This is a genomic window from Nonomuraea sp. NPDC050202, assembly GCF_040656115.1.
Taxonomy (GTDB): domain Bacteria; phylum Actinomycetota; class Actinomycetes; order Streptosporangiales; family Streptosporangiaceae; genus Nonomuraea.
Genome location: NZ_JBFALF010000012.1, coordinates 122,265 through 146,578, shown reverse-complemented (window position 1 = coordinate 146,578; position 24,314 = coordinate 122,265). Strand labels below are relative to the sequence as shown.

The window sequence follows — 24,314 nt, the reverse complement described above, 5'->3', positions numbered from 1 at the left end:
GGGTTTGCCGGCGAGGTGCCGGGTTCTCATTTTCTTCTAATCCGCAAACTCATTGACACAAGAAAATGATCTTGTAAATATCTGAGTCAAGACGCGAACGGCGAATTCATGCCTGGGAAAGGGAGAGGCTCATATGGACATCGAGCACGACTGGACCCTGCTGCCGGCCGTGGTCGTCCGGAGCGCCGGGTTCCCCTGGGAGCTCGTCCTGTCCCTCGTCCACCCCAGGGCGGCGGAGGCCGCCGCGGCGGTCGTGCGGCTGGAGCGGCGGGCACTCGACCTGCTCGCCGAGGCGCCCGGCCGCGAGACCGACGCCCGCCCGTCCGGAGCGCCCAACGGGCGGGCGGGAAGCGGGCGGCTGCGGCGTGGCCTGCGCAGCCGCCTGCGCGATCTGCGGCCCCTGCCGGACGGCACGCCCGGCCCGGCAGGCTGGCTGACGTCGTGGAACGACGTGACCGGGCGGCTGGAGGAGGCCAGGCTCACGCTGGCCGGCCTGGTCTCGGGAGACGCCGCGCTCGGCAGGGCCGCCGTGGCCGGGATCGTGGCCGACGAACGGTTCCTCGACGCGCTCGTGTGCTCCTCGCCCGCCCTCTACCGCGACCTGCGGCACGGGGCCAAGGGCGGCAAGACCCGCCGCGAGCTCGCCGAACAGGTGCAGCGGCTGTCGGCGTCGTGCGAGACGGCGGGCTGCTACGGGCCCGTCAACTACGGGGCCGTCGCCGCCGGGCAACGCGGAGGCTACACGTGGGCGGGGGCCTGCGGGTGCGCGCGGCGGGCGGCGTTCCCGGCCGCGCGGGTGGGCGAGGCGCTGCAGCAGCGCGTGCTCGCCGAGCCCGCGCTCGTCGCCGGGCTGGTGCCGCGGCGCAAGACGTGGACGGGCGAGGTGCTCGACGGCGCCGCCTTCGTGGGGCACTGCGACGGAGCGCGCACGCTGGCCGAGATCGCCGCCGCTACCGGGGCGGGCATCGAACGGGCCGCGGCGGCGCTGGCCGTGGCCGTGCGGCGCGGGCTGCTCACCCACGACCTGTGCCCGCCCGCCACCGTCTGCGACACCCTCGGCTGGCTGCGTGAGCGGCTGGCCGCCAGGGGGGTGCGGGTGACAGCGGGGGACGCCGCCGGACCGAGCCCTGCCGGGCACGGGCGGGCCGCCGCCTCGGGGAGCTGCGGGTGCGGGTGCGCCGAGGTGGAGGGGCATACCGGGCGGGGCGGCGCCGGAGATGAGGAGGGCTGTGGCGCGCGGGCACGCAGGCTGCTGGCGCCGGAGGTGCCCGGGCGGGCGTTCGCGGCCCGTACCGGCGTGCCGGCCCAGCGCTCGCGGGCGATCATCGGCTCGCGGCCGCCCCAGGACGCCGACCTGCCGCTCGGCCGGCGCGTCGGCGAGATCAGCGAGCTGCTCGCGCAGTACCCCGGCGCCTCGCCCGACGTGAAACTGGCCGTGCAGCGGCGGATCGAGGCGCTGGCCGGAGGCGGGGGCCGCGACGACCGGGCGATCGTGCACGAGGCCGCCGCCGGCACGCTGCACGTCACGGTCGGCGACACGCTCGCCGCCGACCTGCGGGGCCGCGTGCCCAGGGTGCTCGACCTGCTCGCCGAGGAGGCCGAGCTGACCAGGCAGCGCACCAACCGGCTGCTGGCCGGGCGGCTCGGGCCCGGCACGTACGAGCTGGCCGAGGTCCTGCGCTCGACCGGCGACCTGGAGATCGAGCACGGCGACCGGCTGGCCGCGCGCATCGCCGCCCTCGTCCGCGAGGCCCCCGCCGACGTCCCCGAGCTGAACCTCGCCGGCCTGCTCGGCGAGCCCGCCCCGCCCGCCACCCCGGTCCTCTGCTCGGCCGACGTCATGGTGGCCGCGCCCGAGCTGGAGGCGTACGAGACGGGCGTGACCCCGCTGGTCCTCAGCCGGCTGCACGACACGGTGCTGCTCACCCCGTGGGCGCTGCAGTTCCACGAGGAAGCCGCCGCCTGCCTGGCCGAGCGGGACACCGAGATCAGGCGGGTGCTGTCCGGGTTCACCGTGCTGAACGTCATCTCCCGCCGCACCGACGGCGTGCCGCCGCTGGAGCTGCCCGGGCCCGTGCTGGAGCTCGGCGGCGTGGCGGCCGACCCGCGGCGGCGGCGGATCGGGCTCGACGAGCTGTACGTGCACAGCGACGGGCAGCGTGCCGTCCTGCACGCCAAGGGGATGGAGGAGCCGCTGCTGCTGCACAACGGCGAGCACGACACGGCGCTGCACACGGCGTTCGCGCTGCCCAGGATCCGGCCGCCGCGGCTCGGCGACCTGGTCCGGGTGCCCCGGCTGACCTGGGACAACGTGGTCATCTCGCGGCGGAGGTGGCGGCTGGCGCGGGCCTCGTTCGAGGCGCTCGGGCAGGCCGGGGGCGACCGCGAGCTGCTGGTGGCGATGGCGCGCCTGCGGGAGGTCCACGAACTGCCGGTCGCGTTCTTCGCCTCGACGCCCCGGGAGCGCCGCTCCCTGTACGTGGACACGCGCTCGCCCGCGCTGCTCGAAGCGCTGGCCCGGCTGGCCGCCTCCGCCGATCGGGTCACGGTGACGGAGGTGCTGCCGGGGCCGGAGGCCTGCTGGCTGCGGGAGGGGGAACGGCGGTTCGCGGCCGAGCTGCGCTGCGTCTACCTGCGGCCGGCGGGCTCTTCGGCGCCGGGTGGCCACATCGCACGGTCCGGAGCCGCGCAGGCGGAGGCCGTGCGGTCCGGAGGCGCGCAGGCGGGGGGCGCGCGGTCCGGTGGGGCCGGTTCGCGACCGGGTGTGGTGTCCCGTAGCGGTACCGGGCAGCAGGCGAACCGGGTTGCCCGGCAACCGAACCGCGTCGTCCAGCAGTTCTACGGTCCACTCCAGCAGCTTCACGACCCGGTCCAGCCGGCCCATGGGCCCGTTCAGCAGTTTCACGGCCTGGCCCAGCAGCCGCAGGGGCCCGTTCAGCAGCTTCACGGGCCGATCCACCAGCCGCACGGGCCCGTTCAGGAGCCCATGGGGCCCGTTCAGCAGTCGCACCCCTACCCCTGGCCCGGAGAGAGCGGTTGATGGAACTTCTCGTCATTCCCCCCTTCACCGACTTCACCACCGAGATCGTCGCGCCGCCCGGGGCCGAGGTGCTCGACCTGGGAGCCGGCATCGTCGAGCGCCTCGCCGACCCCGACCGCCTGCGCGCCGCCGCCGGGCGCCGCCGCGACGGGCCGCACACCGCGCTGACCGGGCGGGCGGCGGCCGTCATCGAGCGGGCGGCGTACGACGACGCGCACCTGCGAGCCGTCGGCACGGCGCTGCGCCTGGCGGGCGACCCCGCGCTCCGGCTCAGCATCGACGGCCTCGAACTCGCCGAGGGCAGCACGCAGAGCAGCCGCGACGTGCTCGCCGCCGCCGCCAGGTGCGAGCTGTTCCGGCCCGAGGTCGAGCAGGCCGTGGAGGCGGCCAAGGAGCGGCGCGTGCACGTCGTGGTGGACGGCGAGCGGCAGCTTCCCGCCGCGTTCGCGCTGGTGCGGGCGCTGGGGGCGGAGCGGGTGACGCTGTGCGGGCGGCTCGTGGCCGAGCAGGTCGGGGCGCTGCGGCGGGTCCCGGAGCTGGCCGGGGCCGAATGGCTGAACTGGTCGCCCGAGCGGGTGATCCGGCAGAGCTGGTACGCGGGCGGCTCCCGCACCCCCGCGCACGGGGCGGGCGAGCCGGACGTCCCTGGGTGGACGAGCGAGGCGGACGTCCCTGCGCGGTGGGCGGGCGAGCCGGACGCCCCTGCGCGCTGGGCGGGCGACCCGGACGCCCCGGCACGGTGGGCGGGCGAGGCGGACGCCAGCCTGCGCTGGACGGATGGTGCGGGCGCCCGCGCGCACCGGGTGGACGGGTCGCAGGCCCCGGTGCGCTGGGTGACCGGGGTGGACGTGCCGCCCGTGAGCGGGCCGTGGGCAGGGCGGCTGGACGCGGTGCGGGTGGCGGCGTTCCCCCTCGGCGCGCTGGCCCGCTGCCGTGGGCTGACGATCATCGTGACGCGCATCGACTTCCTGGCCGCCGTGACCGGGCTCAACGGCATGACCGTCAACCTGCGCCGCCTGCTGGCCGCGATCCCGGTGGCGGCGCCGGTGACGTGCGAGCTGGCGGTGGGGGCGCCGGGGATCGACGCGGGCGTCGTGGGGGAGTCGCTGGAGCTGCTGGCCGACGGGCCCGGCGGGGTGCGGCTCGGCGGGCTGCGGCCGTACCGGATGGGCATCCGTACGGTCTGGGCCGGGCACAGCGTGCGCTTCCCGCCACGCGCGGGGCACGACCTGACCCGCTGGATCGAGTTCGACGCGCCCGAGACCATGCGCGAGTGGGAGGTGGCGAGGACGATCAGGACCTGGCGCGACCGGCTGCACGGCCTCCCGCCCGGACGGCTCGCCGCCTGCACCGTCGCCGCGGAGACGCCGGCGACCATGGGGGATCCGTGCGGGCCCGGGGCGCCGAGGGGGCGCGGGTGAGCGGCCCGCGGCGGCCCGGAGGGCACCCGCGGGCCGACGCGGAGGGCCGCCCGCGGGCCGCTGAGCAGGCTTTGGACCGGAGTCACGGGACGGGGTTGGGCCGGCCACCCGGCAGCGTCGGTGGTGGCGAGTCGGTGGTGGGCCGTGCCGCTGGGAGCGGCGGTGGTGGCGAGTCGGTGGTGGGCCGTGCCGCTGGGAGCGGCGGTGGGGGTGATGCTGGGCCGGGCGGGCCACCCGGCAGTGGGGCGCCGGTGATGTCCTGGGCGGTTCCTGCTGGGCGTGGGGAGCTGGTGGTGGAGTTGCGTCCGTGGTTCCTGCTGCGGACCACCGGGTTGCCGGTGTCGTTGCTCGACGGGCTCGGCCATCCCGGCCTGCGGCGACTCAGCGAACGGCTGCTCGCCGCCGAACGCCGGCTGGCCGCCGAGCGGCAGTGCTTCGAGCGGCTCGCCACTCCCATGCGCGGCAGCGTTCTGCGGCTCAACCCCGAGCGGCGGGCCCAGGCCAGGCGCTGCATCAAGAGCGTACGCGCCGGGATGCCGCTGACCGGGGAGGAGCTGGGGCTGGTGGAGTCGCTCGGGCTGAGGGAGTGGGCGCGGCGCTGGCAGTCCGCCGTGGTCGTGGCGGGCGCGGCCAGGGCGGCGGCCAGGAGCGCCTACGCCGCCGCCCGGCTCGTGACCCGGCGCAAGGTCGCCGAGGCGTACGACGACGAGTCCGTACGGCAGGCCGCCTTCCTCGCCGACCCCGCCTTCTACCAGGCGATCGTGCGGCATCCGCTGGCCCGGAGGCCGGGAGACGGCACGGCGAGGCGTTCCCGACTGCTCAGCGCGACCGCTCACCGGCAACTGCGGCGCTTAACGGTGGGTGGTGGGGGTGGCGGGCCTGTCCTGTACGCGCGGTTCGCGCCCGGCAGCGGCGGCGCGGCGCTGCGCGTGGGTGAGCCGGGCCCCGAGCGGGTGATCGTCGAGGTGGGCGACTGGCTGACCCGGCACCTCGGGGACGCGAGCCGGGCGGAGGAGCTCCGCGCCCGGTACGCGAGCACGCCCTGGCCCCAGCGCGCCCAGCACCACGAAGCCGCCCGCCTCGCAGCACTCGGCCCCGTCGATCGGCCTGACTCGGCCGATCGACCCCGTTCTGGTGATGGGCCCGGCTCTGGTGATGGGCCCGGCTGGGGTGATGGGCCCGGCTGGGGTGATCGGGCCGGCTCGGGTGGTCGGCCCCGTTCTGGTGATCGGGTCGGCTCGGGTGAGCGGCCTGGTACCGACGTGGATGGGCCGCTTGGCATCGGTGAGGCGTTGGCGCCCGGCCGTCGGGCCGGGGTGGCGGGGCGGCCCCATCCGCACGGGTGGGGCGGGCGGCCGGGGAGTGGCGGGGCGCGGGGACCGCAGCGTCACGAGGTCTTCCGCGAGGAGCGGTCCAGCCCGTACAGCGAGCGCCTCACGATCGGCGGCGAGGCACTGGCCGGACTGCGGGAAGCGCTCACGGCGGTGCTGCCGCTGTGGCACCTGGCCACGCTGCTCGCCGGTGACCCCGCCCGCACGAGCGCGCTCACGGCCGCCCTCGCCAGGCTGGCGGCTGAGGCGCTCGGCCGCGCCGGGCAGGACGTCGTCCGGCTGACCGCCCAGGACGTGGCCCGCGCCACCGCCCGCCTGTGGGACCTCGCGCCGGACGGCCCCGCCCCCCGCCTCCCCGGCCCGGAGCTGATGGCCGTCGGCCCGCACCTGGACGAGGCGACGTGGCTGCTGTGCGGCGTCCGGGACGACTGCCGTCCCCTGTACGAAGGCCTCCACGCCAGGCTGCACTCCGCACCTCACACGCTCCGCGACGGCCTTCCCGAGCCCGCCCCTGCGCCCGATTCCGCGCCCGCGCCCGAGGCCGGGCCGGTGGTCGCCCGCGCGCGGCCGGGACGCAGCCGGCCGCCCGAGATCGACCTCGGCGCCCACACCCCCCGCATCCTGATCGACGACGTGATCTACCAGCGGGCCCGCTGGCGCGTCCACCTCCCGCAGGAACGCGGCGCCGACGCCTTCGACCGCTGGCTCGCCCTCCACCGCCTGCGCCGCGAACGATCCCTGCCCCGCCACGTCTTCGTCCACCACCCCGCCGACCCCCGCCCCTGCTACGTCGACTTCTGCGATCCGTTCGCGGTCGAGGAGCTGGCCAGGCACGACCCGGCCGAGGTGCTGATCACCGAGATGCTGCCCGCCCCCGGGCAGCTCTGGTGGCGGGTGGACGGCCGCGAGCAGTGCGCGGAGCTGCGGCTGGGCTGCGTCGTACGACCCGCGCCCCGGTAATTCGGTTGCCGGGCCGCACCCGGGCCTGGTGTACTCCCCGACGGAAGACCGCCCTACCACCGCGAGGAGGCCCACGATGGCTGCAGCGTTCATGATCCCTCAGCTCAGTGAATCCTCCGACGCAAAGGGCATGACGCTTCTTGAGATCGTTCGATCCGGAGACCTCATCATCACCTAGTTCCGCCGTCCTCCGGCTGCTCCGCCCAGGACCGGGCGCCACCGCGGCCCTGGCCGCCGCGATCGCCGCCGCGACCGCGCTCCCGCTGGCCGCGCCGCAGGTGACCCGGCGGTTCGTCGACGACGCCATCGGCGGCGCGAGCATCCGGCACCTGACGCTGGTCGCCCTCGGCTACCTCGCGCTCGCCGTGGCGGGCCAGGCCGCCAGGATGGTGACCGCGTGGCTGGCCAGCAGGCTCGCCTGGGACGGCACCAACCGCCTGCGCGAGCGCCTCACCGGCCACGCGCTCGGCCTCGACCTGGCCTTCCACGGCCGCCACACGCCCGGCGAGCTGATCGAGCGGGTGGACGGCGACGTCGTGGCGGTCGCCGACTTCGTCGTGGCGTTCCTGCTGGACGTCGTGGCCAGCGTGCTGCTCCTGGCCGGCGTGGTCGTCGTCGTGTTCGCCGTCGACTGGCGCATCGGGGCCGCGCTGCTGGCGTACTGCCTGCTCATCGGGTACGGCATGGCCCGCGCCCAGCGGCTGGCCGTGCCGTCGGCGGCCCGTTCCCGCGCCGCGAGCGCCACGCTGTTCGGCACCCTCGAGGAGCGCCTGGCCGGCGTCGAGGACCTCAGGGCCAACGGCGCTGGCGAGCACACCGTGCGACGCTTCCACCAGGTCGCGGCCGCCCTCTTCCGCGCCGAGCACCGCGACGCCCGCATCGGCACCGTGCTGCTCGCCGGCACCTCCGTGGCCTTCGCCGCCGGCACGGCCATCATGCTGGGGCTGGCCGCATGGACCATCGAGACGGGCGCGCTCACGGTGGGCGCGGCCGTGCTGCTCTTCCAGTACACGCTCATGGTGCGGACGCCGTTCGAGCGGCTGATCGACCAGATCAGGCAGTACCAGGCGGCCCTGGCCGGCCTGGCCCGCATCGCGGCGCTGCTCGCCGAGCGGCCCGCGCTCACCCCGGGCACGCGCCCGCTGCCGGGCGGCGGGCCGCTCGGACTGAGCGTCGAAGGGGTCGCGTTCTCCTACCCGGACGACGACGAGCAGGTGCTGTCCGGCATCGACCTCACGCTGGCGCCCGGCGAGACGCTGGGCCTGGTCGGGCGCACCGGCAGCGGCAAGACCACCCTGGCCAGGCTCGTGCTGCGGCTGCACGACCCCGTCGAGGGCACCGTGCGCGTGGGCGGCGTGGACCTGCGCGAGGCCGACCCGCGCTCGCTGCGCGCCAGGATCGGCGTGGTCACCCAGGACGTGCAGCTCTTCGCGGCGAGCGTGCGGGACAACCTGACGCTGTTCAGGCCGTCGCCGGGTGACGAGCGGCTGATGGAGGTGCTGCACGGGGTCGGGCTCGGCGAGTGGGCGGCCGGGCTGCCCGACGGGCTCGACACCGAGCTGCGCGGCGTGTCGGCGGGGCAGGCGCAGCTCCTGGCGTTCGCGCGGGCGTTCCTGGCCGATCCCGGGCTCGTCGTCCTCGACGAGGCGTCCAGCCGCCTCGACCCGGCCACCGAGCGTCGCATCGAGGACAGCGTCGGCCGGCTGCTCGAAGGCAGGACCGGCGTGATCATCGCGCACCGCCTGTCGTCCCTGTCCCGGGTGGACAAGATCGCGGTGCTCCACCGCGGCAAGATCGTCGAGTACGGTCGCCGCGCCGAGCTCGCCGCGGACCCGGGCAGCAGGTTCGGCCGGCTGCTCGACCTGGCGGGGGTGGGCCGGTGAGGCCGGTGATGCTGGTGGCCACCCGGCTGGCCACGTTCGACCTGCGCCGGTATCTGGTCGGGGCGCTGCTGTGGCTGCCCGTCCACGTCATCCCGCTGGCCGGCGGGCTCATCCTGCAGCAGGTCTTCGACCAGATCAGCGGGCACCAGCCGGCCGCCCTGCGGGCCACGCTGTGGTGGTGCGCGGCGTTCGTGGGGGTCGAGCTCGTCCGCGGGGTGGTGATCGTCGTCGCGTGGACGTACGGCGTGTACTGGTGGAGCGCGGCGGCGACCCTGCTGCGCGCCAACGTGCTGCGCTCCGTGCTGACCGCGCGCGGGCCGGCCGCCGCGCGGCTGCCGCACTCCTCGGGCGAGGCCGTCGCCCGGCTGCGGGACGACGTGGCCGACGCGGTGGACTTCACCGACGAGAGCGTCAGCCTGGCCGGCACGACGCTGTTCGCCGCCGCGGCCCTGCCGATCATGGCGTCCGTCGATCCCGTGATCACGCTGGTGCTGGCCCTGCCGATGATCGCGATCGGGGTGCTGAGCAGGACGATGCGGCGGGCGGTGGCGCGGCTGCACCGGAGGGCCAGGCGGCTCGGCGCGGCTGTGACGGCGTACGTGGGCGAGGTGTTCGGCGGCGCGCTCGCGCTCAAGACGGCGGGGGCCGAGGCGGCGGCCCTGGAACGGCTGCGCGAGCACAACCGGCGGCGGCGCGACGCGGCCGTCAGGGACCGCATGGCGACCGACCTGCTGAGCGCCGCGACCACCACGACGATCGAGCTCAGCACCGGGCTCGTGCTGCTCCTGGCCGCGCCCGCCATGCGCGGCGGCGACTTCACCGTCGGGGACCTGGCGCTCTTCACCAGCTACATCGGCTGGCTCACCGCGCTGCCCCGCTCGATCGGCACGATCCTCTACCGGCTGCCCCAGGCGGCGGTCGCCACCGAGCGGCTCACCGGGCTCATGGCGCCGCACGAGGACGCCGGCACCCTGTCGCGGGGCGCCGACGTCTGGCTGCACCGCGACCCGCCGCCCGCCGCGCCGCCGCCCCGGCACGCCGATCCGCTGCGGGTGCTCGAAGCGCGCGGGCTCACCGTGCGCGGCGCGCTGCACGGCGTCGACCTGCGCCTCGAACGCGGCACGTTCACGGTGATCACGGGGGCCGTGGGGGCGGGCAAGACCACGCTGGTACGCGCCCTGCTCGGCCTCCTGCCGCTGGACGGGGGCACGATCTCGTGGAACGGCGCCCCGGTGGCGGACCCGGGCACGTTCCTCGTCCCCGGCCGCACGGCGTACGCGGGCCAGGTGCCGCGCCTGTTCTCGGCGACGCTGCGGGAGAACCTGCTGCTCGGCCTGCCCGCCGGCGACGACGACGCGCGGCGGGCGCTGGAGCTGGCGGCGTTCGAGCAGGACCTGGCCGGGATGCCGGACGGGCTCGGCACGGTCGTCGGGCCGCGCGGGGTGCGGCTGTCCGGCGGGCAGGTGCAGCGCGCCACCGCCGCCCGCGCCCTCGTCCGCGAGCCCGACCTGCTGGTGGTGGACGACCTGTCGTCCGCGCTGGACGTCGAGACCGAGCAGCTCCTGTGGGAGCGGATCGCCGGGCGCGGCCCCGGGACCGTGCTGGTCGTCTCCCACCGGCAGGCCGCGCTCGAACGCGCCGACCAGGTGATCGTCCTCGACCGGGGCCGCGTCGCCGGTCGCGGGCGGCTGGAGGAGCTGCTGGAGAGCTGCCCCGAGATGCGGCGGCTGTGGCACGCGGAGCTGATCGCGGAGGCGGAGGAGCAGACCGGCGGTTGAGGCACCATGGAGGGGTGACACCAAGCACCACGAGCGTGGCGGAGCTGGTCGAGCTGGTCGCTCCGGGGCGAGTGGCCGTGCTCAGCGGGGCCGGCCTGTCGACCGAGTCGGGCATCCCCGACTACCGGGGGCCGACCGGCCGGGCCAGGCGCGCCGAGCCGATGACGTACCAGCGGTTCGTCGGCAGCGCCGAGGCCCGGCAACGTTACTGGGCGCGCAGCCACGTCGGCTGGCGGCAGATCGGCACCGCCAGGCCCAACGCCGGCCACCGGGCCGTGGCCGAGCTGGAGCGGCGCGGGCTGCTGGCCGGCATCGTCACCCAGAACGTGGACGGCCTGCACCAGGCGGCCGGCGCCCGGCGGGTGATCGAGCTGCACGGCGGGCTCGACCGCGTCGTCTGCCTGTCGTGCAGGGAGCGCACCCCGCGCGCGGAGCTGGAGCGCCGCCTGCGCGAGGCCAACCCGGGCTGGGAGGCCAGCGGCCGGATCAACCCCGACGGCGACGCCGTGCTCACCGACGAGCAGGTGGCCGGGTTCCGCGTGGTCGGCTGCGCCGGCTGCGGCGGCGTGCTCAAACCCGACGTGGTGTTCTTCGGCGAGAACGTGCCCAGGCCGCGCGTGGACGAGTGCTTCGCCGTCGTGGGCGGGGCCCGGGCGCTGCTCGTGCTCGGGTCGTCGCTGGCGATCAGGTCGGGGCTGCGGTTCGTGACGAAGGCGGCGGCGCTCGGCATCCCCATCGCCATCGTCAACCAGGGCCCGACCGGTGGCGACGCCGACGCCACCCTCACCCTGAACGCCCCGCTCGGGACCACGCTGACCGACCTCGCCGCCCGGCTGGAGTCGGCCTGCTGAACGCGGCCTGCCGGGCGGCGGTCTCTGGGCGGCGGCACCGTCGCGGGCGCGGCAGAATGGGGCGCATGCCTCCTCGTACGTGCCTGTGCGGCCTGCCCGCCCCCTACCACGACTGCTGCGGCCGCTTCCACCGGGGCGAGGCCGCGCCGGCCACCGCCGAGCAGCTCATGCGCTCCCGGTTCAGCGCGTTCGGCGTGGGGGACGAGGCGTACCTGCTGCGCACCTGGCATCCCTCCGCCCGCCCGCCCCGGCTCGACCTGGACAAGCGGGTCAGGTGGGTGCGGCTGGAGGTGCTGGGGAGCACCGGCGGCAGCGTCGTGCACACCGAGGGCACCGTCCGCTTCCGCGCCCACTACCTGGAGCGCGGGAAGCCGGGCGAGATGGAGGAGCACAGCAGGTTCGTGCGCCTCGACGGCCGCTGGGTCTACGCGGGCGCCCTGAACGGCTAACGGGCCGTCACTCGATGCAGCGCGTCAGCGTCTGCACCGTCTTGGTGATCCGGTAGTCGTGGTCGATGGTGACGATGGCGTTGCCAGGGCCCCAGTCGATGTTCTCGCAGGTGTCCTCGGAGCTGACGGCGCCGAAGTCCCACGCCCCCTGGACGATCTTGTTCCCGGAGACCTTCCACTTCGGCCCCGAGTGCCATTTCAGCAGGAGGCTGTAGTTGCCGCCGGCCACGAGGTTGTCGGTGACGGTCACCGCGCTGAGGTTCTTGTCCACCAGGTTGATGGGGTCGGAATGCTGGGGAGCCTGCCGCTGGTCGATCGTGTTGTGGTCGAACACCAGCCCGCTGCAGACGATCTTGCCGGGGCAGTACGCCTGGATGCCGTCGGAGTGGCTGGTCGGCGGGCCGCACAGCTTCACGTAGGAGTCGCGGACGACGATGTTCCTGCCCGACATGCGGAAGCCGTCGTCGAACCCGCGCACGCTGATGCGCTCGGCCTTGAAGTTCTTCTCGCCGACGCCCTGGTTGATGACGCAGCCGCTGGGCGGGCCGACCGTGGAGTCGGTGATGGTGAACGAGCCGCCCGTCTCCCAGTTGGTGATCAGGCCGTCGATCCGGCTGTTCCTGATGACCACGTCGTTCGCGGTGATGACGAGGTCGCCGGTGATGTGCTGCCCGTCGATGACCTGGCCGTTCCTTGCGGCGGTGACGTTGCCCTTGACGGTGGTGAGCCTGGTGCCGGGTGGCACGCCGGTGCAGGACGGGCGGGGGTGTCTCGGCAGGTCGCAGTCGGGCCTGCCCGGTGTCGAGGGCGTGGGCGTGCCGGTGGGTGTCACGGTCGGAGTGGGGGTGACGGTCGGAGTGGGGGTGACCGACCGAGTGGGGGTGACGGTCGGAGTGGGGGTGACCGACCGAGTGGGGGTGACGGTCGGAGTGGGGGTGACCGACCGAGTCGGGGTGACGGTCGGAGTCGGGGTGACCGTCGGTGATGGTGACGGCGAGGGGGAAGTGGTGGCCGGTTGGAAGGCCACGTCCACCAGATAGTTGTGCCCGGCGCTCGTTCTCCGCGGAAATGCGCTGGAATCGTAGCGGTACACGCCATTGCGCGCCTGCGCGCGCAGGGAATCGGTGCGCGGTGAATTCCGCGTGAAGTAACGCGGTACGACGGCATAGCGGCCGTCCGCGCTGAAATACGACACCGTGTAGGTCCTGCCGGGCGCGAGCGCCACCCCCTTGGGCAGGCGCACCTCCTGCCAGCCCTGGCCGCTCTCCACCGTGGACGCCGCCTTGGCCAGGCGGTTGCCCCGGTCGTCCCAGAGGCTGGCGGTGTGGCCGTCCGAGCTCCTGGGGTGCTTGTAGAAGCGCAGCGCCGTCACGGAGCCCGCCCGGGAGGTGGTGAAGCGCATGCCCAGCTCCACGGGGCGCCGCCCGTTCGACAGCCGCGGGGACAGCGGGCTGGAGGCGGACCAGAAGCTCTCCTGCGTCGTGCCCGTCCCCGGCAGCGCCGCGGCGGGGTTGACGATCACGAGCCCTCCGGCCAGGACGCCCGCCACCAGCACGGCCACGCCGGGCCGCTGCCGGAAGCGCCGCGGTGCTTTTCGATCGACGTGATATGACCCATTCACGAGCGAGCCTCCATGGCAGGCAACACGCACCGGAATATCCGATCAAGAATCGGGCCCATCGTGCCATGCCCCGTCAGACACCCGCCGCGGTTATCACCATTCAGCTGAGAAATAGGCCGTAAACGGACGGCGCTAAACCCCTGTTTGAATGTCGGCCGCCGCCGGTCAGGGCTTGCGGGCGACGGCTCCGACGAACGTGTGGTACGTGATGCCGGGCTCGGCCCGGTCGCCGGAGCCGGGGCGCCATTCGGGCAGCGGGACGAGGCCGGGCTCCAGCAGGTCCAGGCCGTCGAAGCAGGCCAGGATCTCCTCGCGCGTACGCCAGCGCCCCGTGCCCAGCGTCTCGTTGAAGATCTTTTCGGCCGCGAACGCCTGCCTGGACACCTCCGGGTACGCCATCCCCGGGTTGTGGAAGTGGGAGACGGCCAGGTAGCTGCCCGGCGCCAGGTGGTCCACCAGGCGCGCGGCGATCCCGGCCGGGTCCTCCTCGTCGGTCAGATGGTGCAGGATGGCGAACATCAGCAGCCCCACCGGCCGGTCGAAGTCGATCAGCCGCCGCACCTCGGGATCGCCGATGATCGCGTCGGGGTCGCGCAGGTCGGCCTCCACCACCGTCGTGCTGCCCTCGTCCACGGCGAGCAGGGCCCGGCCGTGCACCAGGACGATGGGGTCGTTGTCGACGTAGACGACGCGGGTGCCGGGGGCGGCCGACTGCGCGATCTCGTGCACGTTGCCCTGGGTGGGCAGGCCGGAGCCGATGTCCAGGAACTGCCGGACGCCCGCCTCCGCGGCCAGGAACCGGACCACCCGGCCGAGGAACTCCCGGTTGGCGCGCGCGGCCTCCGGGGCGTCCGGGGCGACCTCCAGCGCCAGGTGCGCCATCCACCGGTCGGCCTCGTAGTTGTCCTTGCCGCCGAGCATGAAGTCGTAGACGCGGGAGACGTTGGGCTTGGTGGTGTCGATCCCCTGGGGTGCCTGCTCCCGCTCGCCGTCGGCCACTGTGGGCTCCTTCGGGTGCGTCAACTCAGGGGATCGTACTGCCGAATTGCTGATATGTCGGGAAAGGCGTGCGATTGCGCCCGCCGACGGGGTCAGGCCGACTCGCGGATCACCAGCTCCGTGGGGAGTATCACCGGTTCCACGTGCTCCGCCCCGTCGATGAGCGCCAGCAGCAGGCGCAGCGTCTGCTGCGCCATCTCGGCCAGCGGCTGGCGGATGGTCGTCAGCGGCGGATGCGTCGAGACGGCCACCGACGAGTCGTCGAACCCGCCCACCGCCACGTCGTCGGGCACCCGCCGCCCCGCCGCGCGCAGCGCCGCCAGGGCGCCGGCCGCCATGAGGTCGGAGGCGACGAAGACGGCGTCGATGTCGGGCGCGCGCTCCAGCAGCTCCGTCATCGCCCGCTCGCCGCTGGCCTGCGTCCAGTCGCCGTGCGCGATCAGCCGCTTGGTGGCCTTGCGGCCGAGCACGTCGGCGAAGCCCTCCAGGCGCTGGATGCCGCCCGGCGTGTCCATGGGACCGGTGATCATCGCGATGCGCCTGCGGCCGAGGCTCACGAAGTACTCGGTCATCTGGCGGGCGCCGAGCCGGTCGTCGGCGGCGGCGTACGGGATGACGGTCTCGCGCCCGATGACCGGGCCGCAGGAGACGGCGGGCGGGCCGCCGCCCAGCGCGTCGAGCAGGGGGTCGCCCGCGTGCGTCGAGACCAGCAGCACCCCGTCGGCGTGGCCGCCGCGGACGTAGCGCACCACCCGCTCCCTGTCGCCCTCGTCGCCCGCCAGCATCATCACCAGCGACAGGTCCCGCTCGGCCAGCATCCTGATGGCCACCCGGATGAGCGTGCTGTAGTTGGGGTCCTCGAACAGCTTCTCGTGCGGCTCCGACAGCACCATGACGACCGACCCCGTACGCTGCGTGACCAGGCTGCGGGCGGCGCGGTTGACCACGTAGCCGGTTTCCGAGATGGCCCTCTCGATGGCCACGCGCGCCGCCGGGCTCACGTACTTGTCGCCGTTGAGCAGGCGGGAGACCGTGCCGCGGGAGACCCCCGCGGCGGCGGCGACGTCGTGGATCGTAGGGCGTTTCACTTCACGGCTCCCGAGGACAGATCGGTCTTCCAGTATCGCTGCATGGTGAGGAAGAGCGCGATCAAGGGCACGATCGACAGGAAGGCGCCGGTCAGGATCAGGTTGTAGAGGGAGGGCTGGTTCGCGCCCGCCATCAGCAGCGTGTAGAGGCCGACCGTGAGCGGGAACTTGCCGTCGTCGCCCAGCATGATGAACGGCAGCAGGAAGTTGTTCCAGATCGCCACGAACTGGAACAGGAAGATCGTCACCATGCCCGGCACCATCAGCGGCATCGCCACCCGCGACATCAGCCGCCACTCGCCGGCCCCGTCGATGCGGCCCGCCTCCAGCAGCGAGTCGGGGATCGCCGCGGCGGCGTAGATGCGGGCCAGGTAGATGCTGTACGGGTGCAGGATCTGCGGCAGCAGCACGGCCCAGTGGGTGTCGGCCAGGCCGATCTTGGAGAACAGCAGGTACTGCGGGATGGCCAGCACCACGGCCGGCACCAGGATGCCGCCGATGAGCAGGTTGAAGATGGCGTCGCGGCCGGGGAAGCGGTACTTCGCCAGCGCGTACCCGGAGACCGCGGAGACGGCGGTGGACAGCAGCGCCCCGCCGCCGGCGTAGAGGAGCGTGTTGCCGGCCCACAGCCAGAACACGCCGTCGCGGTAGGCGAACAGCTCGGCCACGTTGTCGAAGAAGCCCGTGCCGAAGGAGAGGGTGGCGGTGCTGAACAGCTCGCCCGGCGACTTGGTGGCCGCGATCAGCACCCAGAAGACCGGGAACAGGCAGTAGATCGCGCCGATCAGCAGCAGCGCGGTCGGCACGGCGCCGATCGGGCGGCCGAAACCCGCCCGGGTGCGGCGGTGCGAGGTGGTCGCGGCCATCAGCCCTCCCTGAAGGCGTGGCTGCGGACCACGCGCAGGAAACCGAACGACAGGACGAGCGAGATCGCCGCGATGACGATCGAGGTGGCGGCGGCCGAGTACAGGTCACCGGTGACGAACGCGTCGCGGTAGACCTTCATCAGCGGGCTCCACGTGGAGCTGATCGTGTTGGTCAGCGGGCGCAGCGTGGTCGGCTCGGTGAACACCTGGATCGTCGCGATGATGGAGAACACGGTCGTGAGGACGATCGCCGGGGTCAGGATCGGGATCTTGACCCGGACGGCGATCTGGAACTCGGAGGCGCCGTCGAGCCGCGCGGCCTCGTACAGGTCGCGGGGGATGGCCCGCAGCGTGGTGTAGAGCACGAGCATGTTGAAGCCGACCCCGCCCCACACCGCCACGTTCGCCATCGAGTACGTGACGGTGGTGGCGCCCAGGAAGTCGACGTCCAGGACGTCCCTGATCGGGCTGAGCGAGGGCAGGTAGAGGAAGCCCCACAGCAGGGTGGCCGCCACGCCCGGCACCGCGTACGGCAGGAAGATCGCGATCCGCGAGAACCGCGCCAGCCGCACCCGGGCCGAGTCCAGCAGCAGCGCGAACAGCAGCGCCAGCCCCAGCATGACGACCAGCACCAGCACGCCGTACCCGAGGACGCGCAGCCACCCGTTCCACAGCTCGGCGTCGGCCAGGGCGGCGGCGAAGTTGTCGAACCCGACGAACACCTCCCGCCGCGCGCCCCTGCCCAGCCCCAGCCCCGACACCTTGGTACGGCGCATCGCCAGGTAGACGGTGTAGCCGATGGGCACCGCGAGGAACAGCGTGAACAGCACGATCGCGGGGGTCAGGAACAGGTAGGGCCAGGGCCCCCTCTCCGACCGCTTCATGAGGCGATCGTGAAGCCGGACTTGCGCATGTCGGCGACCGTGGCGTCCTGCATGCCCTGCACGGCGCCGGTGAACGGGGTGCCGTCCTGCAACGCCTTGTCGAAGCCGTCCTTGAAGGCGTTGTAGGTCACGCCGACGTTCGGGCCGAAGGTGAAGCCGCGGGCGCCGGCGGAGACGGCGGCGGCCTGCTGCCAGAAGTCGGGCTGGTTGGCGAAGTACTCGGGCGCCTCGCCGAGCGCCGACTGCGCCTTGGTGGCGGCCGGGTAGATGGCCGCCTCCTCGACCAGCAGCTCGATGGCCGCCGGGTCGGTGTTGAGCCAGGTGGCGAACTGCGCGGCGGCGGCCTTGTTGGCGGTCTTGGCCGACACGGCGGTGGACGAGCCGCCCCAGAAGCCGCTGAAGCTCTCCCCGGCGTTCCACTGCGGCAGCGGCGCGACGGCCCACTTGCCCTTGGCCTTCGGCGCGTTGCTCGACAGCACGCCCGGCGCCCACACCGCCGACGGCCAGGTCAGCAGCTTGCCGTCGTTGAGCGCCTTGTTCCACTCGGGGGTGAAGTACGGCATGTCGTCGATGGCGCCCTCCTTGACCAGCGCGCCCCAGAAGTCGGCGACCTTCCTGGTGGGCTCGTCGGCGATGTTCACCTTCCACGACTCGCCGCTGATCGACCACCACTGCGCGCCCGCCTGCTGGGCCAGCCCTGTGAACGCTCCCGGGTCCTTGCTGGAGAACGTGCCGAGGTAGGCCTTCGGGTCCTTCTTCCTGACCGTGCGGGCCGCCTCTCCGTACTCCTGCCAGGTCTTGGGCACGGCGATACCGTACTTGTCGAACAGGTCCTGGCGGTAGAAGAGCATCATCGGGCCGCTGTCCTGCGGGACGCCGTAGACGGCCTCGGTGCCCAGCGTGACCAGGCCCCACAGGCCCTCGGAGAACTCGCCCTTGATCGAGGCCGTCTCGGCCTTGAGGTCGGCGACGGCGTCGGCGGCGATGAACGAGGGAAGGTGCTGGTACTCGGCCTGCACCAGGTCCGGCGGGTTGCCGGCCTTGGCCGCGGTGAGGAACTTGGCCGCCGCGTCGTCGCCGCCGGCCTGCTTGCTGACCGTCACCTGGATGTCGGGGTGGGCCTTGTTCCAGACTTCGACGATCTTGTCCATGTTGGGGGCCCACGTCCAGTACGTGAGCTTGACCGGGCCCTGGGCGGAGGCGGGTTGGCTCTGCGCCGCCTCGGGGCTCTCGGTGGGCTCGCTGGAGCCGCAGCTCGCGAGGGTGGCCGTGAGTGCGACGGCCAGGGCTGCTCCAAGGCGGTTGGCGCGCATTGCGTACCTCCAGGGGGGTTCTGTGAACGTGCACAGAGTGGAACAGCGCCGAAACGACCGTCAAGGGGTCGTTACGTTCTCGTTAATGTCCTGCAAGAGCATGAAATTTGGTGAAAGGTGTTCCCTTCTCGCCGTCGAGCGTCCTACTGTGCACGTTCACAGAAGCTTTCAAGGGGGATGGATGTATCCGGAGCGTCCGGCCGGGATCGCCTATGGCGGCGACTACAACCCGGAGCAGTGGCCGCGCGAGGTCCTCGAAGAGGACGTGGCCCTCATGCGCGAGGCCGGGGTGAACCTGGTCAGCCTGGGCCTGTTCTCGTGGGCGCTGCTGGAGCCCGCGCAGGGGCGTTTCGAGTTCGGCTGGCTGGACGAGATCATCGACCGGCTGCACGCGGGCGGCGTCGCGGTCGACCTGGCCACGCCGACCGCCGCCCCGCCGGCCTGGTTCGTGGCCCGGCATCCCGACGTGCTGCCGGTGACCAGGGAGGGCGTGCGGATCGGGTTCGGCGGCAGGCAGAGCGCCTGCTCCAGCGCCCCGGCCTTCCGCGAGGCGACCGCGCGGCTGGTGCGGGCGCTGGGCGAGCACTACCGCGGCCATCCGGCCGTGGTCATGTGGCATGTCCACAACGAGTACGGCGCGCCGCTCGGCGAGTGCTACTGCGAGCACAGCGTGGCCGCCTGGCGCGCGTGGCTGCGCCGGACCTATCGCGAGATCTCCGCGCTGAACGACGCCTGGGGCACCACGTTCTGGGGCCAGACCTACACCGACTGGTCCGAGATCGACGCCCCCCGCGCCAACCACACGGCCGTCAACCCGGCCCAGCGCCTCGACTACGCCCGCTTCAGCGACGGCCAGCACCGCGAGCACTACGCGCTGCAGCGCGACATCCTGCGCGAGCTGACCCCCGGCATCCCGGTGACCACGAACTTCGCCGGCACCGTCAACTGCAAGTCCACCGACCTGTGGCAGTGGGCCCGCGAGCTGGACGTGATCGCCAACGACCACTACCTCCAGGCCGAGCGGCCCGACAACCACATCGACCTGGCCATGTCCGCCGACCTGGCGCGGTCGGTGGCGGGCGGCGAGCCGTGGATGCTCATGGAGCACTCGGCGGGCGCGGTCAACTGGCAGCCGCGCAACCTCGCCAAGCGCCCTGGCGAGATGCGCCGCAACAGCCTCGCGCACGTCGCCCGCGGCTCCGACAGCGTGCTGTTCTTCCAGTTCAGGGCCTCGCGGTTCGGGGCCGAGAAGTTCCACTCCGGGATGGTGCCGCACGCCGGGACGGACTCCGAGCAGTGGCGCGAGGTGGTGCGGCTCGGCGCCGACCTGCGCAAGCTCGCCGGCGTCCGGGGCGGCCGGGTGCGGGCCGAGGTGGCGGTCGTGTGGGACTGGGAGTCGTACTGGGCGCTGGAGCTGGACTGGCGGCCGTCGGTGGACCTGACGTTCAGGGAGCGGGTGGACGCCTTCTACGAGGCGTTGTGGCGGGAGCACGTCACGGTGGACTTCGTCCACCCTTCTTCTGATATTTCGGGATATCGGGTGGTGGTGGCGCCCAGTTCGTACCTGCTGACCGAGGCGTCCGCCAAGAACCTGCACCGCTACGTCGAGGCGGGCGGTCACCTGCTCGTGTCGTACTTCTCCGGCATCGTGGACGAGCACGACACCATCCATCCGGGAGCCCACCCCGGCGCGCTGCGCGAACTGCTCGGCCTGTCGATCGAGGAGTTCCACCCCCTGCGCGAGCACGAGACGGTGACGCTGACCGGCGGTGAGGTCGCGCGCGTCTGGTCGGAGCGGGTCCGCCCGGCGGGCGCCGTGACGGTCCGGGGCTTCGCCGGGGGGCCGGACGCCGGCCACCCCGCCGTCACCCGCCACGACCTAGGCGCCGGCACCGCCTGGTACCTGGCCACCGCCCCCGTCACCGGCCTGCGCGAGCTGCTCGCGCAGGTGCTCGACCATGCGGGCGTGTCCCGCCCGCACGGCCTGCCCGACAGCCTGGAGCTGGTGCGCAGGGGCGGCCACGTCTTCCTGATCAACCACGGCGACCGGCCGGTGACGGTCGAGGGGGTGAGCGGCGTGAGCGTGTTCGACGGCGTGCGGCACGACGGACCGGTCACCGTCCCGGCCGGCGCGGTCACGGTCATCGCGGAACCAGTCGCGGAACCAGCCGCGGAACCAGTCGCGGAACCAGCCGCAGGACCAGTCGCGGAAACCCCCCAACCCTAGGAGAGCCGATGAAACGCATCCTCCTCACCGCGCTGCTGTTACTCACGGCCCTGGCCGCCCCGGCGCACGCCCAGGCCGGGCCGGGCCGCCTGCAGATCAGGGGCGCGGACGTGTCCAGCCTGGCCAAGTCGGAGGCGTTCGGCGGCGTCTACCGCGACGCCCGCGGGCGCAGGGGCGACGCGCTGGCCATCCTGTCGCAGGCCGGGCTCAACTACATCAGGCTCAAGGTCTGGGTGAACCCGGCCGACGGCTACAACACCAAGGCGCGGGTGCTCGCCGTGGCCAAGCGGGTCAAGGCGCTCGGCATGGGCCTGCTCGTCGACTTCCACTACTCCGACACCTGGGCCGACCCGGGCAAGCAGTACAAGCCCGCCGCGTGGGAGGCGCTGCCGTTCGAGCAGTTGCGGCAGGCCGTGTACGACCACACCTACGACGTGCTGGACGCGCTGCGCGACCAGGGCACGACGGCCGACATGGTGCAGGTCGGCAACGAGATCAACGGCGGCCTGCTCTGGCCGGACGGCTCCAACGCGAACTGGGCGAGCACGGCGGCGCTGCTGAACGCCGGCCACGACGCCGTCAAGGCGGTCTCCGGCTCGACCAGGGTCGTGCTGCATCTGGCCAACGGCGGCGACAACGGCCTGTACCGGTGGTGGTTCGACAACGCGGGCGCCCACGGCATCCGCTACGACGTGATCGGCCTGTCGTACTACTCCTACTGGCACGGCACGCCGGAGGCCTTCCAGGCCAACCTCAACGACGTGGCCACCCGGTACGGCAAGCCCGTGGTCGTGGTGGAGACCGCGTACCCGTTCACCACGGCCGACGACGACGGCTGGGAGAACATCATCACCTCCGCCGAGCCGTACCCGGGCTACCGGGCGACCCCGCAGGGGCAGTCGGCGATGCTGACCCGGGTGGCCGACATCGTCCGCGCCGTGCCGAACGGCCTGGGCCTCGGCCTGTTCACCTGGGAGGCCACCTGGACCGGCGTGCGGGGCAACGGCTGGGACCCGGCCGACCCGGCCTCGGGCAACGGCTGGGAGAACCAGGCCCTGTTCGACTACAACGACCGGGCGCTGCCCGCGATGTCCGTGCTCGGCCGCCTCTGACCTGATGACCCGCGGCCAGCCCCTACCGTAAAGGTATGCGGCTGACCGCCTTCACCGACATCGCGCTGCGCATCGTCATGCGCCTGGCCGTGGCGCAGCCGGACGACCTGCTCACCACCCGCGCCGCGGCCGGCATGCTGGCCGTCCCCTACACCCACGCGGCCAAGGCCGTCGCCCGGCTGAGCGAGCTGGGGGTGGTGGAGGCCAGGCGCGGGCGGGGCGGCGGGATGCAGCTCACCGAGGCGGGCAGGGCCACGACCGTCGGCGCCCTCGTGCGCGCGCTCGAGGGCGCCGGCGACGTCGTGGGCTGCGAGGACGACCCGCCGTGCCCGCTGCGGGCGGCCTGCCGGCTGCGCTCGGCGCTGCGCCAGGCGCAGGAGGCGTTCTTCGCCTCGCTCGACGGGGTCACGGTCGCCTCGCTGGTGGACGCGCCGACCGGGCCCGTCCTGCTGTCGCTGACACCCCGATCCGAGGACCGGCAGCCGGGGAACATAATATGAATCTCAGATGCTTATTTAAAGTGTCTGGGGAGATCCACACCGCCCGCCGCGCGCGGAGCACGTCCGCGACGCCGTCCCCACCGGATGGATCCCAGACACCTTTCCCCTGTCTGGAGGTTCTTTCATGCTGTCCGCCAAGGCCGCCGAGCTCGTCCGCGCCACCCTCCCCGCCGTCGGGGCCGAGCTGGAGACGATCACCGCGCGGTTCTACGACACCATGTTCGCCGACCACCCCGAGCTGCTCGACGGGCTGTTCAACCGCGGCAACCAGCGCAGCGGCGAGCAGCGCAAGGCGCTGGCGGGCGCCGTCGCGGCCTTCGCGGTCGCGCTGCTGGACAACCCCGGCGAGCGCCCCGACGCGCTGCTGGCGCGCATCGCGCACAAGCACGCCGCCGTGGGCGTGACCGACGACCAGTACGTCATCGTGCACAAGTACCTGTTCGCCGCCATCGCCGACGTGCTCGGCGAGGCCGTCACGCCCGAGGTCGCGGCGGCCTGGGACGAGGTGTACTGGCTGATGGCCGGCGCGCTGATCGCCATGGAGGCCCGCATCTACGCCGAGGCGGGCGCGCGCGACGGCAGGACCTGGCGGGCCTGGCGGGTGGACGAGCGGCGCGAGGAGACGGCGGAGGTGATGTCGCTGGTGCTGAGCCCTGTCGGCGACCAGCCGGTGCCCGCCGCCAGGCCCGGCCAGTACGTCAGCGTCAGGGTGACCATGCCCGACGGCGTACGCCAGCTCCGCCAGTACTCGCTGTCCGGGCACGACGCGGACGGCCGGCGCCGCATCACGGTCAAGCGGGAGCGCCGCGACGGGGTGCCCGAGGGCGAGGTTTCCAGCCTGCTGCACGCCACCGTCAAGGAGGGCGACGAGCTGACCCTGTCGGCCCCGTTCGGCGACATCGCGCTGAAGGACGGCGACGAGCCGCTCGTGCTGGTCTCGGCCGGCATCGGCTGCACCCCGATCGCCGCGATGCTGCAGCACCTCGCCGACGCCGGCGACCCGCGCCCGGTGCTGGTCCTGCACGCCGACCGCTCCGCCGACCACCACGCGCTGCGCGCGGACATGGAGCGCCTGACCGGCGAGCTGCCCGCCGGCGAGCGCGTCTTCTGGTACGAGAACGGCGCCGCCGGCGGCGCCCGTGCCGGGTGGCTGAACCTGGACGGGATCGAGATCCCCCCGGGCGCGGTCGTCTACATGTGCGGGTCCCTGCCGTTCATGCGCTCGGCCCGCGCCCAGCTCATCGAGGCCGGGGTCGCCCCGCGCGACATCCACTACGAGGTGTTCGGCCCGGACCTGTGGCTGGGTGCCGCCTGAGGGAATGATGGCCGCATGACGATCTCATCGGACGAGCTGCTCACCACCACCCGCAGCGTACGCAAGCGACTCGACCTCACCCGTCCTGTCCCGATGGAGCTGGTCCGGGAGTGCCTGGAGATCGCCCTCCAGGCGCCCACCGGCGGCAACGCGCAGCTCTGGCACTGGGTCGTGGTCACCGATCCCGGCAAGCGCAAGGCGATCGGCGAGTACTACGCGCGCTCGTGGAACGCGTACTACGGCTCCGGCTCCTCGGCCAGGTCGCTGTTCAAGGACGACCCGGTGCGCGCGGCGGCCCAGGAGCGGGTCTCCGACAGCGCCGCGTACCTGGCCGAGCACCTGGGCGAGGTGCCGGTGCACGTGATCGGCTGCACGACCGTGCCCGGCGGGCTGCCCGAGGGCAACCAGGCCGGGCTGTGGGGCTCGCTGCTGCCGGCCGCGTGGAGCTTCATGCTGGCCGCCCGCGCCAGGGGGCTGGGCACGGCGTGGACGACGCTGCACCTGGCCTACGAGAGCGAGGTGGCCGAGCTGCTCGGGTTGCCGGCGAACGTCCGGCAGGGCGTGCTGCTGCCCACCGCGTACTTCACCGGTGAGACCTTCCGCCCGGCCAGGCGCCAGCCGCTGGACGAGGTGCTGCACGTCGATCACTGGTAACGCCCGATCACTGGTAACGCCG

Annotated in this window: 18 protein-coding genes; 12 read left to right on the top strand and 6 right to left on the bottom strand. The window is 73.4% G+C overall.

From position 1 onward, the window contains the following. The first annotated feature begins 133 nt into the window (after nt 1-133). From AB0I79_RS29520 to AB0I79_RS29490, 7 genes are all read left to right on the top strand, one after another. A complete protein-coding gene (locus tag AB0I79_RS29520) occupies nt 134-3,040 on the top strand; it encodes a hypothetical protein (protein ID WP_357879410.1) in 2,907 nt (968 codons plus the stop codon). Beyond that, nucleotides 3,040-4,461, top strand: coding sequence for a hypothetical protein (locus AB0I79_RS29515; protein ID WP_357879407.1), 1,422 nt, complete (start codon nt 3,040-3,042; stop codon nt 4,459-4,461). Before AB0I79_RS29520 ends, AB0I79_RS29515 begins: the two co-directional genes overlap by 1 nt. Before the next feature lie 293 nt (nt 4,462-4,754). After that, nucleotides 4,755-6,752, top strand: a complete 1,998-nt coding sequence (locus tag AB0I79_RS29510; protein ID WP_357879404.1) for a hypothetical protein — start codon at nt 4,755-4,757, stop codon at nt 6,750-6,752. A 140-nt stretch (nt 6,753-6,892) separates the two neighbouring features. Next, a complete protein-coding gene (locus AB0I79_RS29505) occupies nt 6,893-8,635 on the top strand; it encodes an ABC transporter ATP-binding protein (RefSeq protein ID WP_357879401.1) in 1,743 nt (580 codons plus the stop codon). Then, nucleotides 8,632-10,413: an ABC transporter ATP-binding protein gene (locus tag AB0I79_RS29500; RefSeq protein WP_357879398.1), complete on the top strand. Its 1,782-nt coding sequence runs from the start codon at nt 8,632-8,634 to the stop codon at nt 10,411-10,413. Before AB0I79_RS29505 ends, AB0I79_RS29500 begins: the two co-directional genes overlap by 4 nt. Before the next feature lie 14 nt (nt 10,414-10,427). Beyond that, nucleotides 10,428-11,264 (top strand): NAD-dependent protein deacetylase, encoded by an 837-nt coding sequence (locus AB0I79_RS29495; RefSeq protein WP_357879395.1) that lies wholly within the window; start codon nt 10,428-10,430, stop codon nt 11,262-11,264. A 65-nt stretch (nt 11,265-11,329) separates the two neighbouring features. Then, a complete protein-coding gene (locus tag AB0I79_RS29490) occupies nt 11,330-11,713 on the top strand; it encodes a YchJ family metal-binding protein (RefSeq protein WP_357879391.1) in 384 nt (127 codons plus the stop codon). A 7-nt stretch (nt 11,714-11,720) separates the two neighbouring features. On the opposite strand, the gene AB0I79_RS29485 is transcribed toward AB0I79_RS29490, so the two are convergent. The 6 genes from AB0I79_RS29485 to AB0I79_RS29460 form a co-directional block, all read right to left on the bottom strand. Then, on the bottom strand, nt 11,721-13,334 hold the full coding sequence (locus AB0I79_RS29485) for a DUF4082 domain-containing protein (RefSeq protein WP_357879388.1): 1,614 nt from the start codon (nt 13,332-13,334) through the stop codon (nt 11,721-11,723). A 165-nt stretch (nt 13,335-13,499) separates the two neighbouring features. Continuing rightward, complete coding sequence (locus AB0I79_RS29480) at nt 13,500-14,357, bottom strand: SAM-dependent methyltransferase (RefSeq protein WP_357879384.1); 858 nt, start codon at nt 14,355-14,357, stop codon at nt 13,500-13,502. A gap of 68 nt (nt 14,358-14,425) precedes the next feature. Then, nucleotides 14,426-15,421 (bottom strand): LacI family DNA-binding transcriptional regulator, encoded by a 996-nt coding sequence (locus tag AB0I79_RS29475; protein WP_357879381.1) that lies wholly within the window; start codon nt 15,419-15,421, stop codon nt 14,426-14,428. Continuing rightward, nucleotides 15,418-16,287 (bottom strand): carbohydrate ABC transporter permease, encoded by an 870-nt coding sequence (locus tag AB0I79_RS29470; RefSeq protein WP_357879378.1) that lies wholly within the window; start codon nt 16,285-16,287, stop codon nt 15,418-15,420. The genes AB0I79_RS29475 and AB0I79_RS29470 overlap by 4 nt, the downstream gene beginning before the upstream one ends. Further along, nucleotides 16,287-17,171: a sugar ABC transporter permease gene (locus AB0I79_RS29465; protein WP_357879375.1), complete on the bottom strand. Its 885-nt coding sequence runs from the start codon at nt 17,169-17,171 to the stop codon at nt 16,287-16,289. The genes AB0I79_RS29470 and AB0I79_RS29465 overlap by 1 nt, the downstream gene beginning before the upstream one ends. Continuing rightward, complete coding sequence (locus AB0I79_RS29460; protein ID WP_357879371.1) at nt 17,168-18,484, bottom strand: extracellular solute-binding protein; 1,317 nt, start codon at nt 18,482-18,484, stop codon at nt 17,168-17,170. Before AB0I79_RS29460 ends, AB0I79_RS29465 begins: the two co-directional genes overlap by 4 nt. A gap of 181 nt (nt 18,485-18,665) precedes the next feature. On the opposite strand from AB0I79_RS29460, the gene AB0I79_RS29455 reads away from it, so the two are divergent. From AB0I79_RS29455 to AB0I79_RS29435, 5 genes are all read left to right on the top strand, one after another. Further along, nucleotides 18,666-20,711: a beta-galactosidase gene (locus AB0I79_RS29455; RefSeq protein WP_357879368.1), complete on the top strand. Its 2,046-nt coding sequence runs from the start codon at nt 18,666-18,668 to the stop codon at nt 20,709-20,711. Between the two features lie 8 nt (nt 20,712-20,719). After that, nucleotides 20,720-21,823: an arabinogalactan endo-1,4-beta-galactosidase gene (locus tag AB0I79_RS29450; RefSeq protein ID WP_357879366.1), complete on the top strand. Its 1,104-nt coding sequence runs from the start codon at nt 20,720-20,722 to the stop codon at nt 21,821-21,823. A 35-nt stretch (nt 21,824-21,858) separates the two neighbouring features. Continuing rightward, the gene (locus tag AB0I79_RS29445) at nt 21,859-22,323 is read left to right on the top strand and encodes an Rrf2 family transcriptional regulator (protein ID WP_357879363.1); all 465 of its coding nucleotides are present in this window, start codon (nt 21,859-21,861) and stop codon (nt 22,321-22,323) included. 124 nt (nt 22,324-22,447) lie between these two features. Then, a complete protein-coding gene (locus AB0I79_RS29440; protein WP_357879360.1) occupies nt 22,448-23,638 on the top strand; it encodes a globin domain-containing protein in 1,191 nt (396 codons plus the stop codon). 15 nt (nt 23,639-23,653) lie between these two features. Continuing rightward, the gene (locus tag AB0I79_RS29435) at nt 23,654-24,292 is read left to right on the top strand and encodes a nitroreductase family protein (protein WP_357879356.1); all 639 of its coding nucleotides are present in this window, start codon (nt 23,654-23,656) and stop codon (nt 24,290-24,292) included. Nucleotides 24,293-24,314 lie beyond the last annotated feature (22 nt).

Bases quoted from the DNA above. Each gene is read 5' to 3' on its own strand.
- AB0I79_RS29465 (WP_357879375.1), bottom strand. From the start codon at position 17,171: ATGAAGCGGTCGGAGAGGGGGCCCTGGCCCTACCTGTTCCTGACCCCC.
- AB0I79_RS29470 (WP_357879378.1), bottom strand. From the start codon at position 16,287: ATGGCCGCGACCACCTCGCACCGCCGCACCCGGGCGGGTTTCGGCCGC.
- AB0I79_RS29490 (WP_357879391.1), top strand. From the start codon at position 11,330: ATGCCTCCTCGTACGTGCCTGTGCGGCCTGCCCGCCCCCTACCACGAC.
- AB0I79_RS29520 (WP_357879410.1), top strand. From the start codon at position 134: ATGGACATCGAGCACGACTGGACCCTGCTGCCGGCCGTGGTCGTCCGG.
- AB0I79_RS29440 (WP_357879360.1), top strand. From the start codon at position 22,448: ATGCTGTCCGCCAAGGCCGCCGAGCTCGTCCGCGCCACCCTCCCCGCC.
- AB0I79_RS29455 (WP_357879368.1), top strand. From the start codon at position 18,666: ATGTATCCGGAGCGTCCGGCCGGGATCGCCTATGGCGGCGACTACAAC.
- AB0I79_RS29515 (WP_357879407.1), top strand. From the start codon at position 3,040: ATGGAACTTCTCGTCATTCCCCCCTTCACCGACTTCACCACCGAGATC.
- AB0I79_RS29460 (WP_357879371.1), bottom strand. From the start codon at position 18,484: ATGCGCGCCAACCGCCTTGGAGCAGCCCTGGCCGTCGCACTCACGGCC.
- AB0I79_RS29445 (WP_357879363.1), top strand. From the start codon at position 21,859: ATGCGGCTGACCGCCTTCACCGACATCGCGCTGCGCATCGTCATGCGC.
- AB0I79_RS29435 (WP_357879356.1), top strand. From the start codon at position 23,654: ATGACGATCTCATCGGACGAGCTGCTCACCACCACCCGCAGCGTACGC.
- AB0I79_RS29450 (WP_357879366.1), top strand. From the start codon at position 20,720: ATGAAACGCATCCTCCTCACCGCGCTGCTGTTACTCACGGCCCTGGCC.